Origin of the sequence: Spirochaeta isovalerica, assembly GCF_014207565.1 — a bacterium.
GTDB lineage: Bacteria > Spirochaetota > Spirochaetia > DSM-2461 > DSM-2461 > Spirochaeta_F > Spirochaeta_F isovalerica.
On the sequence record NZ_JACHGJ010000001.1, the window covers coordinates 707309 to 724777 of the forward strand.

Annotated in this window: 15 protein-coding genes and 1 pseudogene; 6 read left to right on the forward strand and 10 right to left on the reverse strand. The window is 44.3% G+C overall.

The genetic code is table 11. The features are described from left to right. The first annotated feature begins 6 nt into the window (after positions 1 to 6). Entirely contained in the window at positions 7 to 726 is a 720-nt protein-coding gene (locus HNR50_RS02965) for a GNAT family N-acetyltransferase (RefSeq protein ID WP_184743488.1), read from the forward strand. Between the two features lie 388 nt (positions 727 to 1114). On the opposite strand, the gene HNR50_RS02970 is transcribed toward HNR50_RS02965, so the two are convergent. Both HNR50_RS02970 and HNR50_RS02975 read right to left on the reverse strand, forming a co-directional pair. Further along, entirely contained in the window at positions 1115 to 2029 is a 915-nt protein-coding gene (locus tag HNR50_RS02970) for a cation diffusion facilitator family transporter (protein ID WP_184743491.1), read from the reverse strand. Between the two features lie 189 nt (positions 2030 to 2218). Next, positions 2219 to 2686, reverse strand: a pseudogene (locus tag HNR50_RS02975) (glycoside hydrolase family 2 TIM barrel-domain containing protein); the annotation flags it as partial. 77 nt (positions 2687 to 2763) lie between these two features. On the opposite strand from HNR50_RS02975, the gene HNR50_RS02980 reads away from it, so the two are divergent. From HNR50_RS02980 to HNR50_RS02990, 3 genes are all read left to right on the forward strand, one after another. After that, positions 2764 to 3021, forward strand: coding sequence for a helix-turn-helix transcriptional regulator (locus HNR50_RS02980; protein WP_184743494.1), 258 nt, complete (start codon positions 2764 to 2766; stop codon positions 3019 to 3021). A gap of 93 nt (positions 3022 to 3114) precedes the next feature. Beyond that, complete coding sequence (locus tag HNR50_RS02985; RefSeq protein WP_184743497.1) at positions 3115 to 3834, forward strand: SprT-like domain-containing protein; 720 nt, start codon at positions 3115 to 3117, stop codon at positions 3832 to 3834. A gap of 213 nt (positions 3835 to 4047) precedes the next feature. Next, positions 4048 to 5001 (forward strand): aldo/keto reductase family protein, encoded by a 954-nt coding sequence (locus HNR50_RS02990; RefSeq protein ID WP_184743500.1) that lies wholly within the window; start codon positions 4048 to 4050, stop codon positions 4999 to 5001. A 58-nt stretch (positions 5002 to 5059) separates the two neighbouring features. Here HNR50_RS02990 and HNR50_RS02995 read toward each other — a convergent pair whose 3' ends face one another. Then, on the reverse strand, positions 5060 to 6421 hold the full coding sequence (locus HNR50_RS02995; protein ID WP_184743503.1) for an MATE family efflux transporter: 1362 nt from the start codon (positions 6419 to 6421) through the stop codon (positions 5060 to 5062). Between the two features lie 154 nt (positions 6422 to 6575). Here HNR50_RS02995 and HNR50_RS03000 point away from each other — a divergent pair, with 154 nt between their 5' ends. Continuing rightward, positions 6576 to 7250, forward strand: a complete 675-nt coding sequence (locus HNR50_RS03000) for a FecR family protein (RefSeq protein WP_184743506.1) — start codon at positions 6576 to 6578, stop codon at positions 7248 to 7250. 2 nt (positions 7251 to 7252) lie between these two features. Here the strand turns inward: HNR50_RS03000 and HNR50_RS03005 are convergent, their stop codons facing one another. From HNR50_RS03005 to HNR50_RS22155, 4 genes are all read right to left on the reverse strand, one after another. Beyond that, a complete protein-coding gene (locus HNR50_RS03005; protein WP_184743509.1) occupies positions 7253 to 9115 on the reverse strand; it encodes a methyl-accepting chemotaxis protein in 1863 nt (620 codons plus the stop codon). Between the two features lie 115 nt (positions 9116 to 9230). Continuing rightward, positions 9231 to 11090 (reverse strand): methyl-accepting chemotaxis protein, encoded by a 1860-nt coding sequence (locus tag HNR50_RS03010; RefSeq protein ID WP_184743512.1) that lies wholly within the window; start codon positions 11088 to 11090, stop codon positions 9231 to 9233. Positions 11091 to 11149: 59 nt separating this feature from the next. Further along, a complete protein-coding gene (locus HNR50_RS03015) occupies positions 11150 to 12349 on the reverse strand; it encodes an MFS transporter (protein ID WP_184743515.1) in 1200 nt (399 codons plus the stop codon). A gap of 47 nt (positions 12350 to 12396) precedes the next feature. Continuing rightward, positions 12397 to 13356 carry a M23 family metallopeptidase gene (locus tag HNR50_RS22155; protein ID WP_221439776.1) on the reverse strand — a complete coding sequence of 320 codons (960 nt, stop codon included), beginning with the start codon at positions 13354 to 13356 and terminating at the stop codon, positions 12397 to 12399. A gap of 107 nt (positions 13357 to 13463) precedes the next feature. On the opposite strand from HNR50_RS22155, the gene HNR50_RS03025 reads away from it, so the two are divergent. Next, the gene (locus tag HNR50_RS03025) at positions 13464 to 15323 is read left to right on the forward strand and encodes a hypothetical protein (protein ID WP_184743518.1); all 1860 of its coding nucleotides are present in this window, start codon (positions 13464 to 13466) and stop codon (positions 15321 to 15323) included. A 1-nt stretch (position 15324) separates the two neighbouring features. Here HNR50_RS03025 and HNR50_RS03030 read toward each other — a convergent pair whose 3' ends face one another. The 3 genes from HNR50_RS03030 to HNR50_RS03040 are packed head-to-tail and all read right to left on the reverse strand — an operon-like array spanning position 15325 to position 17410. Continuing rightward, the gene (locus tag HNR50_RS03030) at positions 15325 to 16608 is read right to left on the reverse strand and encodes a tetratricopeptide repeat protein (protein ID WP_184743521.1); all 1284 of its coding nucleotides are present in this window, start codon (positions 16606 to 16608) and stop codon (positions 15325 to 15327) included. A gap of 6 nt (positions 16609 to 16614) precedes the next feature. Continuing rightward, positions 16615 to 17112, reverse strand: coding sequence for a hypothetical protein (locus tag HNR50_RS03035; RefSeq protein WP_184743524.1), 498 nt, complete (start codon positions 17110 to 17112; stop codon positions 16615 to 16617). Next, positions 17099 to 17410 (reverse strand): hypothetical protein, encoded by a 312-nt coding sequence (locus tag HNR50_RS03040; RefSeq protein WP_184743527.1) that lies wholly within the window; start codon positions 17408 to 17410, stop codon positions 17099 to 17101. Before HNR50_RS03040 ends, HNR50_RS03035 begins: the two co-directional genes overlap by 14 nt. Positions 17411 to 17469: the final 59 nt, after the last annotated feature.

Consider the following 17469-nt stretch of genomic DNA (forward strand, 5'->3'; position numbering starts at 1 on the left):
TTTTATATGACCAAAACAAGAATTCAAGACATAATTCTCGAAGATCGCGGAAAGTTTTACGGCTGTGATAGAGATAGGTTCTTCACTACAGGCACAACTTTCAACCACAGAGAATCGCTCGATGGGAAAAAAATTCTTTACGTTACCGATTTTTTTGATCATACCTTCATTACGACAGGTCGCGAAATAATCGAACGTCTGAAAACAGTAGCAGACAAAAATCTCAACGATTCCCTTCTGCCTCAATATCTTCCCGGGATTAAGAAAGAAATGACTTACCCTCATTTTCTTTATCACGGTTCAGATATTACTATACCTCAGGTTGCTGATGGGTATGAAATAATTCCCGCCGATCCTGCCGATCATTCACTTCTTCAGCAATTTCTAAACGGCTGCACGGAAGATGATATTGATGACGCCCTTATTGATCTGGATGATCCCGATGAGGAAATCCGCTTAGTCATGTATAAGGGGAAGCCCATAGGTTACGGAGGTTACAGGAGATGGGGAAAAGAGATGGGGGATGTGGGTATCCTCATTCAGCCGGATCATAGAAAAAAAGGACTGGGCAGAGCTGCCGTTGCAGCGGCAACAGAAGCATGCCTGAAAAATGACTGTCTTCCCTTCTATCGAACATCAAGCGATAATACCGGCTCTGAAACGATAGCCAGAAGTCTGGGCTATCAATTTGAATGGATGACAACAGAATATCATCTCGAAAACTGATCATCGTCCGGAGGCTTTTCCAAGTCTCCGGTCTATAAAAATTACATTTGAACTGGCTGTATCTATCCGAGCAATATAAAATTCAGCCGCTAGGGATATCGCACTTGAAACAAAGCTATTATGAAAAACGGGATCTATGTTTCCTGTCAATCAGGAAGAGGAATCAGAGGCTCGGGATTTCGGGGGATAGTAAATCCAGCCGGTAAATCTTCTGACCAATTGACCGGATGCCATTTTTTCTTGCCTCCGAAAGTTTCCATAAGGGAACTCACAAAAGCCGATCCGGTACCGGTACCAATTGCCGCCTAACATGATCGGCTGGGAAAATAGAAATCGCGAGCCCATACAAAAGCCCTATTTGATTTTTATTGGCATTATTCCTTTAGATTCAATGGTTCGGTTCGATGTGTATGGAAAAGATCATATCATCGCCCAGTTCCTCTTTAATCGCCTCTTCCACTTTATGTGCGATGGAATGCCCATGCTCGATGGAGATTTCTGAATCCAGAAGAATGTGCATATCCACAGCCGATATATTGCCGATGCGCCGTGTCTTCAGATTATGCGGCTGCTGTACTTCCGGAACAGAGGCGGCGATATTCAGTATCTCATTTTGGATTTCCACAGGCAAAGAGACTTCCAGAAGCTCATTAATGCTGTTTTTTCCAATATGCAGCGCTTCTTTAATGATAAAGAAGCTTACGATCACACAGGCGACCGGGTCCAGAATGACCCATTTATCACCCATGAGTATGGCTCCGCTGATTCCTGCAGCCGCTCCCAGTGAAGAAAACGCATCGGATCTGTGGTGATAGGCATTGGCAATAACCGCCGAGCTGTTTATCTTTTTGCCTTTTTTTATTGTATAGCGGAAAAGGCTTTCTTTTACGATTATGGAAATGAGAGCTGATAGGAGCGTAACAATATGAGGTTTTATGATCAGACGCCCCTGAAAAATACCCATTGCGCTGGTAACACCGGAATATCCGATTCCCAGACCGACAATTGAAAGCAGAATCGCAATAATCAAAGCGGAAAGTGTTTCATATTTACCATGTCCGTAATTGTGGGACTCATCTTTGGGCCGGGATGCTATAAACATCCCGACAATGACGACTATATCTGTACCAAGATCTGAGAGAGAGTGAATACCATCGGCTATCATAGCCTGGCTGTGTCCGAGAATGCCGGCAACGATTTTAATCATACTTAAGAAGATATTGATTATCGCTCCGACCGCGGTTGTTTTGTTTGCCTGGATTAAACGTTCTTTAGATTTGGCAGCTGAATGTGTATTATGCATAACAAGACTCCATTGAAATAATTTTCTATGGGTCCCGCGAAATACTCGCTGCTAACGCCCGATCAATTTTATTTTCTGAAAAATAAAACCACCTGATCCCTTTTAAAAATAATACTTATTCATCCGGATAAACGTCAACCTTTAAATTATTCCTTTTTACACCTCTTTCAGTTCATGAATACAATGTGCTCATACCTTCCAATGCTTATAAAAATCCTGGAGAACATAAAATGCTTTTTTTCTGTATTTCTTGTCTTCCGACAGGAGCCCTTTGCGGTTATACCCTTTCTGAAACCGGTTCGTTCTCACAGGGGTTCTGAAATCATATAGAATCCAGGGAGACAATCCGGCGATATAAGCGACTTTTCCGATACAGCGGACCTGTTCTTTATAAAGAGCCTCCTGATGTTCTTCCGTAAACATGTCTGATTTACTGCCGTGCTGTCCCGCTTTGGCTCCGCCTCCCGTTTCGGTTATAATAACGGGCTTATCGGGATGGGAATAATGAGCCAGGCGCATGAAATTACAACCCAGTTCCCGTGCCAGCTCAAAATTCTCGCGGATTTCTTTGTCGGTTACGGCCATGCCGTTGACAACGCTCTCTTCGTGGCAGGAAATCCCTTTCAATTTGAGTGGTATTCCGTTAAGCAGAACCGATGTCCCTTCTGTCCGGACTACTCTGAACCCGGTCCGTTCTTAAAGCAAGTCTTCTCCCGCTTTGAAGGTTCTGATGTATGCCCGGGGAACCAGTTCTGTCTTCTGGCCGATGGAGAAGAGATAATGGAACAGGTTTTTGCAACAGACCCGACAGGTACTATGTGGAGTATATCACCGGCGTAAGAATCTCCGCGGCGAAGGAAATGCTTGTGCGGGGAGAAGGGAAGATTTATGAGATTTCCGAAAAACTCGGTTTTGAGAGCCCCTACTACTTCAGCAAGGTTTTTAAGAAAACCGAAGGAGTCTCCCCCCGGGAGTATCTGCAGAATGTATAGTTGATGTTTTTCTCAGAGATATGATAGCAGGAGAGAACCTTTGCGGTCTCCTGCTATTGTTAATCCCTCTATATGCATTCATAATATTGACTGATGAGCAGCATGGATTTATCAAAAGAATACAGTATCCTGAACAGAAAGATTTTCGACAATTCTTTGCCTGAGACCATACCGGTAAAGTGGAACAACTCACGTACCAATCTCGGAAAAACAAGAATTTCCCTCAATAGAGACGGGACTTATGATTTCGCAATAACCATAAGCCGTTTTTTTCTATGTAGCGATAAGCAGTATACTGAAACCCTTATACACGAAATGATTCATGTCTATATGGCTGTCTCCGGAGAATTCAGGAAAGATGGTAAAATCCACGGACCGCTTTTCAAAAAGCATATGAATCGTATCAACAGAGATTTCCCTCAATTCCAAATAACTATAAAAGAGGAAGGCCGGGTGAATGTTGATATCAGTAAGATCCCCCATCAGAATGGTTTTCTTCTCTGCACCGGGGACAGAATATTTTTTAATCTGCTTAACAAAGATATCGATGAAAGCATTCGCAAACAGGTTATCAGACAGATCCCCCTTGCCTACAGGATAAAGCAGGGAGATCTCTATTTCTTTCAGGGACGCTACAGTCAGCTTGCCACAGTGCCTGTCAGAAGAAACGTGAAAACTTTTATCGGCAAACTGCAATACCTGAGGGACAGGGACTCGATGGAAAGCCTGAGAGATTCCATCCTTCAGAACCATCAGTTACATATTCCTTTGCAGAAAAAAAAAGGGATGCTATGGAACATCGCTTCTTTCTGATATGTTCTGGACCCATCGACCGGAAAAGGGTAAGCGACGCTGAATATCCCTGACTGAATCAGAAGATATTTTCGAGGTCAATGTTGAGTGCTGTCCCGTTATGCTCAACGGAATCACCGGTGTGGGCATGAGCGATATCGAATAAGTGAGAAATTAAACTTTTCTTTGCCTATAATCTTTATTAGATTTATTGAATATAGGAGATATTATTTCATGAAATACAGAAAACTTGGAAACACAGGACTCAGTGTGAGCGAAATTGCTTACGGATCCTGGCTCACTTTTGCCAATCAGGTGGAACTGGACAAAGCGAAAAAGATAATAAACAGAGCTATTGAACTGGGTATCAATTATTTCGACTCCGCCGATGCTTATGAAAAGGGAAAAGCGGAAGAATTGCTGGGAGAGATTCTGCCTCAGAGAAAAAGAAGCCAGTATGTCGTTGCGACTAAAGCTTACTGGCCACAGTCTGAACATGAAACCGATAAAGGCTTGAGCCGAAAGCATGTGATCGATTCGATCCATCTCAGTCTCGACAGATTGAAACTGAAATATGTCGATCTATTTTACTGTCACCGTTATGATACTGAAACGCCGCTTATCGAGACACTGGAAGCCATTGAAGATATGATCAGACAGGGTAAGATTCTCTATTGGGGAACAAGTGAGTGGACTGCTGAACAAATCGCCGAAGCCCACAAAATCTGTACGGAAAGACAATGGCATCTCCCGGTTGTCAATCAGCCCCTTTACAATCTGCTGGCCAGAAATATCGAAAAGGAAATTCTTCCCAAGTGTGTTGAACTGGGTATGGGGACCTGTAATTTCTCACCGCTCGCCCAGGGAGTCCTGACCGGCAAATATTCCGGTGGAAAGGTACCCGCGGGAAGCCGGGGATCAAACGACAGACAGAACATGTGGATGAAAGATCAGATCGGCGATATCGAGCTGCTGAACAGAGTTGATTCGCTCGGCGAAATTGCCAAAAAATATAATCTGACAATCGGGCAGTTATCTCTGGCCTGGATTCTGCAGAATCCGGGAATATCAAGCGTCATAGTAGGCGCGACTTCGATAGAGCAGCTCGAATCCAATGCAGCCGCATCAGGTGTTGTACTTGAGACAGGGGATTATGAAAAAATGAATTCCCTGTTCCCTGTCGGATAATACTATTAAACTGGCTCCGGATTTCGGGAAACTGAAAATTCCGGAGACAGATTACTGATTATCCGGCTTCTCTATTCAGATGTTTGAGTTCAAGAGAGAACCAAACTCCCGTGATAATTGCAGCAAGGGCATCGGCCAGAGGGAATGTAAGCAGCAGCCCCTGAAGTCCGAGAACCGGCGGCAGTATCAGGAGCAGCGGAATAAGCAGCAGAAACTGCCTGGCGAGGTTGAGAACCAGCGAAGGAACAGCTTTACCTACGACCATAAAATACGTCCCGCCGACGATCTGCATTCCCACGAGAGGGAATATGGCGACGACATAACGTATAACGACCGCAACTGTATCCAGAAGATCCGGATCGCTGCTGAATACGGCGGCAATACTCCGCGGGAAAAGCATAAGAATGAAAAAACCTGCCGTAGTATAAATTGATGCATATAATAAGGTGATTTTAACTGTTTTAAGCACCCTCTTGAACAAACCGGCACCGTAATTGAACCCCGCAATGGGCTGAAATCCCTGAATCAGACCGAAAAGAGGCATGAACAGGAACATTATAAGTCTGTTGACGACTCCGTAAGCTGAGATAAAAATGGCTCCGCCATATAATCCCAGAAGATTATTTACCATAATTGAAACAATGCTCTGCCCGGACTGGCGTATAAAAGACGGAATGCCCAGCACGACAATTTCCCTGAGCACACTGCCTTTGGGGATCCAGTGTTTGGGCAGGACCTGAATCAGGGAACGGCGAAGTAAAAAGAACCTCGATGCGTAGACAAAAGCGAGAAACTGACCTGAAACTGTAGCCCATGCGGCTCCGGCGACTCCCATCTTAAAAACAAATATAAAAAGCGGATCCAGAATGATATTTGTCACAGCCCCGATAAGCATGACAGTCATGGAAACTCTCGCTTTCCCCTCGGCTCGGAGAAGATTATTGGAAACCATGGCCATGGCAATAAAAGGCGAGCCGACAAGAATGACCTTTAAATATTCTGTCGCGTGATCTCTCAGGGGTTCTCTCGCTCCCAGAAGATTAAGAAGAGGTTCCAGAAGAAGAGTTCCTGATATAAATGTCGCCAGACCGAGAAACAGAGCCAGAGCAAAAGCATTTCCCGCCGCACGCCTGGCCCGGCTGTCTTCCCCGGCTCCCAGAGCCCTTGATACAATGGAAGCCGATCCCTGTCCGATGGACATTCCGAATGCCATGACTATCATCTGTGCCGGAAAAGCGAGAGCCAGTCCGCCAATGGCATCGGTTCCCACTCCCCGTCCGATAAAAATGGTATCGACAAGATTATATAAACCGTTAACCGCCATGGCGACGGTCGCCGGTATGGATAGTTTCACCAGAAGAGAGCTGACCGGCGCCTGTCCGAGGGCGGCTCTCTCGTCAATTTTTTTATTTTCGTTCATATATATAATTCTATATGCAAATAGTTAACATAGCTACACTGCAAGAGGGAATAATAATGCCCCTGAGCAGACGACTCTCTATTTTTTTGATAAAATGACTTCTTTATTATAAAAAAAACCAATAATCCCCTATACTTGCTAACAGGAGACCCAAATGAAAAACAACAGAACCAATACTGCCATATTCATCATCCTCACTTTGATTACAACTTTCGCATTCCCATCAGGGAATCAGGGATCTTCGGGATCATCTTCAGCCTCAGTAAAAGGAAAAATAGCCTATATGGAAGGAGACGTTCTTCTGAACAGCAGAGAAGCCAATATTGGAGACACCGTAAACAACAGCGACACCCTGGAAACTGGCCCGGGCGCTTTTTGCGAGGTTGTTTTTGAAGACGCGAACGTATTCCGTCTCGATGAACTGACCATAACCCGTATAAACTGGACCGAAAGCGATATCGTACTCGAGCAGGGAGGTATCAGCGCCGTATTCAACAAACTGGATAAACTGATCAGGGAAATGAGAGATTTTACGGTGTCGACACCCACAACGACTGCCGGAGTGAGAGGGACTGTTTTCTACGCCCGCGTCGAAGATCCGGATAATACCTATGTCTGCATCTGCAATGGCGAACTCCAGATGAATTATAGTGATGATTCATTGAATATCGAAGCTCAACACCACAAAGCCTACCGCTTCACCAATAATAACGGCGCCGTTTCATGGAACAGCGCTCCCATGCTCTACCACGATGACCCGCAGATGGAGGAAGTCGCTTCAAGAATCGATTTTGTTATCCCCTGGGATAAAAGTACAAGCAGTTACTGAAACTATTCGGTTCTGAACCTGTTAATTTCTATGCCGAGCTTATCGCTGCTTTCACCCAGCTGAATGGATAAGCCGGCGATTTCGCTCATGGCCTCGTTGACTTCTTCTGTTCCGCGGACAACTTCATCCATACCGTTGGTGACTTCTCCGGAAATGCGTCTGACGTCTTCCATCGCCTTATTGACGAAAGCCGATCCCCTCTCCATTTCTTCCGCGCTGGTGCTGATATGAACGGTTATATCATTCAAAGAGGTCATTGCCTCGAGGATCTGACGTCCACCGACCGAAAGCTCTTCCGTGCTGGAATAAATCTCTGAAAAAGCACTGACGACTTCTCCCACTTCAGACTTAATCATATGAAACGCTTCGTCGGTTGTCGTTATGCTCTTTTCCGTATCGTCTATCCCCTGGATGATTCCCTTGATGCTCTCTTTTATTTCTTTGACCTGTCGGGAAGACTCTTCCGCCAGCTTTCTTATTTCATCAGCGACCACGGCAAAGCCCAGTCCGGAATCCCCCGCATGAGCTGCTTCGATGGCGGCATTCATGGACAAAAGGTTCGTTTTCGAGGCAATGGCGCTTATGATGGACACCATATCGCCGATTCTATCCACATTATCACCGATTTCAGCTCTGAATATGCGGCTTGTGTTACGCAACTGCTCCTCACCTTCCGCAGAGGTTTTCAGAAGCTGTTCAGAAGATTCGGATTTCATTCTGGTTATTTTGGAAACGCTTTCAATGGATGAAATCATTTCCGTAACCGATGCGGAGGTCTGTCGAACCATAGCTGATTGCTCATGCATCTGCCGGTTCAAACCGGAAATGTTGGAATCGATTTCGCCGATGGAACCGACTGAGGATATGATATTCTCATCGAGTTTTGTAATGTGATTCCTCATATTGGAAACGTTTGTCGAAATCTGAACGAGCGCCGAAGCCGTCTCTTCTGTATTGGCTCCCAGTTCGTCGCGAATGCGTAATGTCTGCATGGAGGCGTTCTTAATATTAATGACAATGGCTTTGAGCTGATTTATGAATGAATTGAAACTGTTAGCCAGCAGTCCCACTTCATCAGAGGATCTGACAATGATTTCCTGAGTGAGGTCCCCTTCTCCCGATGAAATCTCAGTAATTTTGGATTCTACAGAGGAGAGAGGCTTAAGTAGCTTTTTTATAGCGAAGAAAATAATCAGGAGAAATACGGCTAGAGCTCCGGACAGCAGAAGAATATAGAATATTTTAAATTCTTTGACCGCGGCAAACTTCTGATCCTGGGTCATTGTATAACAAACTGTCCATCCCCATTCGGGATATGTTCTGAAAACGACCCAGTAATCCTGACCATCAACGGTATAATCGAAATCACCGTCCCGTATTTCAAGAATCCTTTTTATATAATCATAATCTTTCAAATCTCCCGAATTCCGGCCAAGTTCCTTATGCATGATCGTATAGCCGGCACGGTCGATTATATAGGGAACAACGACCTGATCTTTGTTATTGAAATAAACAGCTTCCAGAGAGACGACCGCATTCCTCTGATATTCAGGGCGGTATCTGTTTTTCATTTCCTGTACCGAATTTCCACCATCTGTTCCTGATTCGAAGAGCAGTTTTCCCGTCAGGGAAGAAATATTCTGTTTGTCGACCGCTTCCACCGTTTCCTGAAGCATACGCTCCTGTTCCTGCAGATTCTGGAATACAACATTGACGCTCTCATTGAATTGGGTCTCTTTCTCAAGGCGGATAATCCCCATCAGCGTCGAATTGACGAATAGATACTGCCCGATATTCACACCAAGCAGAAGAACTGCTGAAACGAAAATGATTTTCAGGGAGATTGTCGTTTTATTCCTGGTCATTGTATTACCTCTCAGATATGGAATCCGTATAATACAATATATCCAGAAGTTTATATAATCAAGACCTGTTCTACGCTTTTCATCAAATTAAAGTGCATAATAAACGATTATCGTTTTAATCTGTTTTGAATCGATTAATTTCATTACCCAGGCGTTCGCTGCTGGCACCCAGATCCTCAGAAAGACGGGAGATTGAACTCATGGCGCGGTTTACTCCTTCGGTATTCACAACCACTTCACGCATACCATTCGCCACTTCATGAGATATCCGTTTGACATCATTCATGGCACTGTTCACATCCGCCGAACCCCTCAACATCTCTTCGGAGCCTGTGCTGATATGAACAGTTATATCATTGAGAGATGTCATGGCCTCCAGTATCTGCTGGCCTCCTATGGACAGTTCCTCCGTACTGGCAAAAATCTCCGAAAGCGCGCTTACCACTTCCCTTATTTCCGAACCGATTACAGCAAAAGCGGAATCGGTTTCACCCATGCTCCTCTCTGTCTGCTCGATTCCGGAAATAATACCCTTGATACTTTCCTTGATTTCCTTTACCTGACGATTTGATTCTTCAGCCAGTTTTCTGATTTCATCCGCCACAACGGCAAATCCCAGACCGGACTGACCGGCATGTGCCGCCTCTATGGCCGCGTTCATTGCCAGGAGATTCGTTTTTGAGGATATGCTGCTGATGACGGCTACCATCTCACCGATTTTATCCACATTGGCGCCTATTTCATTCCGGAAGATATTACCGGTTCGACGGAGCTGTTCTCCACCTTTTTCCGAAGTCGCCAGAAGCTGTTCCGAGGATTGGGATTTGACTTTCGTTATCCTGGACACGTTATCTATTGATGAAATCATTTGCGTCACCGATGCGGATGTTTCCCGGACCATGGATGACTGTTCCTGCATCTGGTCATTAAGCTGGGAAATATTCTTTTCGATCTGTCCTACCGCTGAGACTGATGTGGAGATATTCTCATCCAGTTTATTTATATGTCCTTCCATATTTGACATATTGCCGGAGATTTCTTCGAGTACTGTAACGGTTTCCATCATATTCCCGCCGAGGTCGTCTTTGATTTTCAGTGTGGTGGAAGCAGCTTTCTTGATATTGATGACTATGACTTTCAACTGACTGATGAAGCTGTTAAAACTGGTCGCCAATTTCCCGACCTCATCGGATGAGTGGATTTCGACTTCCTGCGTCAGATCACCTTCGCCACTGGATATCTCTCTGATTTTCGATTCTACACGTTTCAACGGTTTCAGAAGAGTTCTCAACGATATAAAAATCAAAACGAGAAAAATGATTAATCCCGCGAGAAGTATTGGAATATACCTGTCGCGGAAACTGTTTACTGCTGAATATTTTTCACTGAAACTTATGGTATAGCAGACAGTCCATCCCCAGGAGTCGAAGGTCCTGAAAACAATCCAGTATTCCTCGCCATCATCGCGATAATCGAGGCTCCCGTTTTTCAGATCCAGAACTTTCCGGACATAGTCTTTCTGACCAAGTTCCATCGATCCCCGATTCAGATCTTTATGCATGATTATGCTTCCATCGGCATTCAATATAAAAGGGACGACAGAATCATTATCATCACCGTAATAGGCTTTCTCCAGATTCTCGACTGCATCATTCTGAAACAGCTCTCTGAAGCGTTTTTCCTGCTGCGCTGAAGTTTCCCCTTCAATCGAAGAGGCATTCCAGAGAAACTGCTGGGTGGCGCTGATATCGTCACTGTAATTCAGAGCGTCAAGGGTACCGATAAGACTGCGTTCCCCCTGCTCCAGCGTCTGAAAAACGATATTCACCTTTTCATTGAACTGAAATTCCTTTTCCTCTTCAATAATGGACCGGAAAACAGTTCTGACGAAGAAAAACTGAGAAAAATTAATCAGAACGAGCAGCAGAGCGGAAAAGCTGATGATTTTGATAGAAATCGATAATTTTGTCTTCATTTGGTACACCTACTCCATTATTATAGTTATACAAAAATGAAAACATCAAATTTTTCTGCTTATTTCTTACTATCAAAAACATCCAGATAACGATAGGAAAAGAAAAGCGCCAACCCGATGATAAAAGAGGTGATCCATATGACCGGCATTCCATAGGAATTCAGTATGAGTCCCGATATGAGGGGACCGCTCGTATGTCCTATTGTTCTGGCAGTGGCAAACCAGGCGCTGAACCGCCCTCTGTAATTCACAGGAGTGTGATTGGCGACGAAAACACCGGAATTGATAACATTCAGAATTTCTCCCAGAGTCCAGATAACGGTCGATAGCAGATAAAAAACCGGGTTGTCTATGGCCAGATAAAGCATGCCAAAGCCTATGGCATAGCAAAGCTGGCCCATTGACATGTTAATCAGCGGTTTGACTTTATGGAGTACAGATGTGAGCAAAGGCGTTAGAATGAGTACTGTTACGGCATTAACAGACATGATGATTCCGAAAAACCGGGCTCCATCGTCATTGAGCCTGGCTTCGAGCAGGAGCGGAAGAGAAAAAGAATGCTGACTGTATATAAATGATGTCAGAGGAATAAGCAAAGTATAGATCAGCAAAACAGGGCGCTTTAAAATCGCAGAGAATATATGGCCTTTCTCGGCTTTCTCCTTCTCCGAATAGACTACTATATTCTCCTTTCTGATAGATGGAACAAAGAGGATAATCAGGATAATGGAGAGAAAGGTGGTTAGGGAATCTCCCCAGAAGATCCACTGTCTGAAATTATTGAAAAGGAATCCCGCCAGGAGCGGTCCGACGGAAACACCGATATTAATACCCAGATATAAGAGCGAAAAAGCTTTTCCTCTGTTTTCCGGGGTTGTCAGATCCGTCAGCATAGCAGAGTTAACCGGCCTGGCTGCACCATTGAAAAAATTAAAGAGAATGAGAACATAAGGCAGCATGGGGCTGTCGGGCATGAATCCGCAAATCGCCGCGATGGACGCGGAAAGCCCCTGGCTGATGATCAGGATTATCTTTCTATCGCCATGATCTGTAATTTTGCCGCCCAGCATCGTACCCAGGACGGAAAATATTCCGATCAGCGTAATGATAGTACCGGTCTGAGCTTCATTCATGCCCAGATAGCGGGTCAGATAGAGTGTGAGAAACAGTTTTACGAAATCCCCCAGGCGGTTGACAATGCGTGCCAGGAAGAGGATGTAGACAGACCGGGGAAGGCCTTTGTACGTGTTGAAAAGCATAAAATCCTCCAGAGCCCATTCTGAACCCTTGGAGGATTTATTTCAAGTTACCATTCCGAACCGGGATATGGATTGATATTTACCGTCTTTCCATCTTCATTATTCAGTCTCACTTCATAGTGAAGATGCGGGCCTGTCGATAAGCCGGAGTTACCCAGTGCCGCAATTTTCTGCCCCTGAACCAGGACATCTCCGGTTTTGACCAGAATGTTTTTATCCAGATGGGAATAAAAGGTTTCAAAGCTCTTTACGCCTCTTCTCCTCTGGTAAGGTATGAGATTCCTGTCGTGCTCTACCGTTACATTCCAGCCGTAGATATGATTATATTCTATGGTTTTGACAACACCGTCGGCTACGGAAACCACATATCCGGGATGATTCTCTTCTCTGACCAGATCTCCCGTTCTCGAGACGTACTCTATGTTACCGATATTGATGATATCAACAGCAAGATGAGGCTTGACTCCTCCTGAACCGAGCGGAGAGACTCTCCTATTGCTGAAAAAACTGGTAATCAGCAAATCTTCTCCCGTATTGTTTTCACCGGGTAGTTCAACGGGATAAATCAATCCGGGGATTGAAGATTCGTAGTGATCCATAGTCGTGATATTTGAACGATCGATCGTTAATGTGGCATAGGCCTGCTTTTCCGTTTCGGGCAGCCTGGACAGATGATAATTAAGCTCTTCATAGTTTTTGGATGACAAGATGCTTTTGGATATGAGCTCATATGATCTTCTTCTATAGAAGAATCTGCTGTTTATCTTCAGTCTCTCTTTTTTAATCCAGTCGCTTGCGATAACACGGCTTTCTTCAATCGTAACTGCCGCGTCTGATCTGTTCTGCTCTCTTCTCTCAAAAAAAGCTTTCACTTCATCCGAATCGACATAAACCGCAGAGTTTCTGCCCGCAGTTTCAGTAACGGAAAAGAAATGAAATGAGAAAGAAAGCAGTAAGGTTGAAAGAATTAACAAGGCGACAGGAAAAAACATTTTTTTCCTTGACATATCTTACTTTTTGTACTCCCTTGATTGCTAAGAGATATTACTAAGAGACAGGCAAAAGGTCAAATTCGCAATTGGCGAATTCCGGAAAATTAATCGATAATTATTTTATGAGTCATATAAAATTCTCCATTTTCAGAAAAATAGCAGAAAATTACACAATCCCCGAGGGTTCCGGTATTCTGCAGGAGTTTCTAAACGCCCTTTCTGACGGCACCGATGTGAGCGATCCCTTCTTTTCTAAAGCTCTCTCCAGAATACGGAAAGAAATAGGCAGAGAGCTTCCTTCCGCTGATGATTCCCATGATCCCTGGGAAATTTATTGGGACTTCTTTTTTCCCGAAGCAGGACTATTAAAAAGGAATTCTGATGAGATAATCCGGGAAATCCGCAGCAACCGTATAATATCCATATCAAAACTCAATAGCACGCCCATAACTGACATCCCTTTGGAAATGACCTTTACCTCAAATATACTCTTAACAGTGCCTGACCGGAACATTCCGCTCGAAAATCTTGATCTGCCGGAATCTGTGATAAACGCAATCCCGGATATAATGAAAGAGAAGCAGCTATACTGGTTCGACCATCCGGTACAGATGGGAGAAGTTCCCGAAAAAAATGAAATAATATATGGCTTGAAAGGCCTTTCAGAGGCTCTTGCTTTTGAAAAAAAACGGGGAACGTCAAGGCATGATGCAAAACTGGATGTTCTCCTGTCAGTTTCCGTCACACACAAGGGTCTTCAGGAAATAGCAGCGCCCTATATCAGTTATGAACTGGAAAAAGCCGGTGGTTTTCCCGATCTCAATATTTATATCTTTACTGAAAAAGATACAAAGGAGATTCTGGCAACATACAGCCGAAATTCAGAATCCATTAGCGAGTTTTTCGGTGTTGATGGAAAATACGGAAGACATTATAACTTCCTCAAATCCGTCAATGTCTTATGGAAACTGGCAGTAAATCCCTCTGTCAAAGGTACATTCAAAATTGATCTGGATCAGGTTTTCCCCCAGGAAAAGTTGGTAAAATACACCGGTAAGTCAGCATTCGAACACTTCATGACACCACTGTGGGGCGCGGAAGGTTCAGATGCAGAAGGAAAATCTGTATCCTTATCGATGATAGCCGGCGCGCTGGTCAACGAAGGCGATATAGCCGCATCGCTTTTTACTCCCGATGTATCCATGCCCGACAGGACCGCTCCCGCAAGCGATCTTGTTTTTTTCAAACACCTGACCATGGCCCTGTCAACAAGAGCAGAGATGATGACCAGATATGGGGAAAAAAGCGGTATTGACGGTAAAAAACAGGCTATAAGCCGCATCCATGTAACGGGAGGGACGAACGGAATCCTGGTCGACGCCCTTATGAAATACCGCCCTTTCACACCGGCCTTTATCGGAAGAGCTGAAGATCAGGCTTATCTTCTGTCAGTACTCAACAGCGAGACTTCTCCCCTGTTGCGCTATGTTCATGAAGACGGGCTGATCATGCGTCACGACAAGCATGCATTTGCCGGGCAATCAATCGAAGCGGCTAAAGATGGAACGTATATAGCGGATATCCTGCGGCTTATCTATTTCAGCTATTATGCGCAGGCTCTGCCCGGCGGTATCGACCGCACGAAAAAAAGCACATATCCCTTCACAGGATCTTACATTAGCCATTATCCCGTAACACTTTCCTATATGCGACTTATTTTTAAAATTCTGGAACATCTTGAACTTGGAGAGAAAGACAGAGCTGAAAACATCCTGGAATTAGGTAAAATCAGGCTCGGAGAACTGCTCGACAAGCTGGATCTTGAAAATTTTCCAGCCGGAGAGTTTTTTCGGGAGCGGGAACAGTGGAATAATTTCTACGATGAAATAGATAAACTTTTTCATGAGCAGAAATCAAAGACTCCGGTTTCCGATAGGATGGTTCTGTTGAAAGAGAGATTGAAAGAATGCAAGGTTAACTGATCTACGGAATGTTACCCCTGAGAGGGACTTCCGGGTCCCGGTAAAATAGTTCAGTAAAGCGCTCGCTGACCTGCAATTTCTCCTCTTCTGAAAAATCCGATACAATTTTTGAAATTGTGAAATCTTCATCCTCAAATCCGGAATTCTCGGCAACCATTAACCAGGCCGCCCCTTCTACCGGGTCGAACATTGATGTATCGGGAGCGAGATACACGCGGGAGAGCTCCACCATAGCCGGAACATATCCCTCCTGTGCTGCTAGCCAGAACCATTGGAAAGCATCCTCACGATCAGAGAGTTTTCCCAATTCGTATTGAGCGGCAGAATCACCCTGAGACGCTTTAAAACGATACAGGACCCGAAGCTGTTCAGTATTACTGCGCCTGGTGGCGTAATCGAGCAAATCATAGTAGGAAGGCGGGTAAATGCGATTATCAAGCTGGCTGAAGAATAAATTTGATTGCTCCGTATTTTCCGCGACGCCAATCCCTTCTCCATAAAATCGCGAAAGGTTGAATATAGCCAGCTGCGAATTCCATCGCGCAGCATTTTCATACAGCTCAAGAGCTTTTTCCGATGATTTTTTCAAGCTATCACCGAATTCGTATAGCCATCCGAGAAAGACCTGCGAACGGGGATCTCCATCATCAACAGCCCTCTGGAGAATTTCAAGAGCCTCATGGTCAGAGTAAGCATTCAGTTTCCCGCCAAGCGATAATATGGCGATTAAAGCTTTACCTGAAGCGTCTTCCACCGCATCGGCCGATCGGAACAGTTTTAACGCTTCTTCCCGGTCTGTTTCTTCAAGAATAAGTCCATAGCGATAATATGAATAGGGATCTTCAGCTTCAACTCCTTTACGGATCCATTGCAGCTGCTCATTTTCCTGACCTTCCAGTATAATAATCAGTTTCCTGATAGCCGGGACATATCTGTTTACAGCCGCTGAATAATACCATTCTCTGGCATCTTCTTCACTTACCGGAACTCCCCGGCCTCTCTCGTAAAGCTGTCCGATGTGGAAATAAGCTTCCGGATCCCCTTTGGCTGAGGCTTTTTTATACCACGCCATAGCTTGTTCAAAATCAACGGGAACACCGGCTCCCTCTTCATAAGCCTTTCCAACTTCAATCTGATCGGAGATATTGCCTGCCATGGCGCCTTCGATATGCTGTTCGTAGAGAGACTTTCTCTCAAGTCCACGCCCCGGATCAGCTTCAGGCATGGAGGTGCAGGAGGTTAAAACAGCCAAAAGACAGAGCGGGAGTATTTTCTTAGAAATCATATTTCACTATATATCCGAATCGTCCGGTTTATCCAATAATTTTTCACATAACTTCATATAGTATTGCGCGAGAGTATCGGCTCCATGAATTTTAAGGACATTGGAAAAACCTCCGTACGCTCGTATATGCTGGCCGGAATAATAGTGAAACAGACTATCTTCAAAAAGGGAACGGGTTTCTTTTTTCAATCTGAATGTTTCCTTTTTATCGGAGTCAAAAAACTCGAACAAAGACAGTCCTTGAGCGAACTGTCCGGCAAAGCGGAAATTATAGCGGTTCGGGTCAGTCAGAGATGCGAAAATCGAATGTTCCATTGCTACGGAGAGATCGATATCAGGAATATCTCTCTGAATATCATGACTCAGACATTTTTTTTCAGCAGACAGGAGTAAAATGGTTTGAGATTTTTTTTTACGGATTTTTAAGGCTCTCTTAACGAGTCTGTCCGCTTTCCGGAACAGAAAATTATCCGGAGATAAAACAATATACTTATCTTTTGTCAAAAACGACCTTCATATTGTCTGTTATTTCAAAATTTTCAGAAACAAATTCAATCAGAGCTTCGTGCCCTGATCTGAACTCAATTTCAAGGTACGGCAAATCATCATTATTGAACAACTTACAGTAGGTGGTTCTGTCGTAGTCGGAAAAGATCATAAAATTCTGAAGAAACATCCGTTTATTTGAAGTTATTACAATGAATGCGGTTTTGCCTTTGTCAGGATAGATATAGAGAGCTTCAATTGATGTGTTTTCTTTAATCCATTCAGTAAAGTCGCGAATAAACTCAGTGGAATCCATATTTCGATTATATGCATTATATGGGCAGCTAGTAAAGAAAGAAAGGGCTGCCGCCCAAA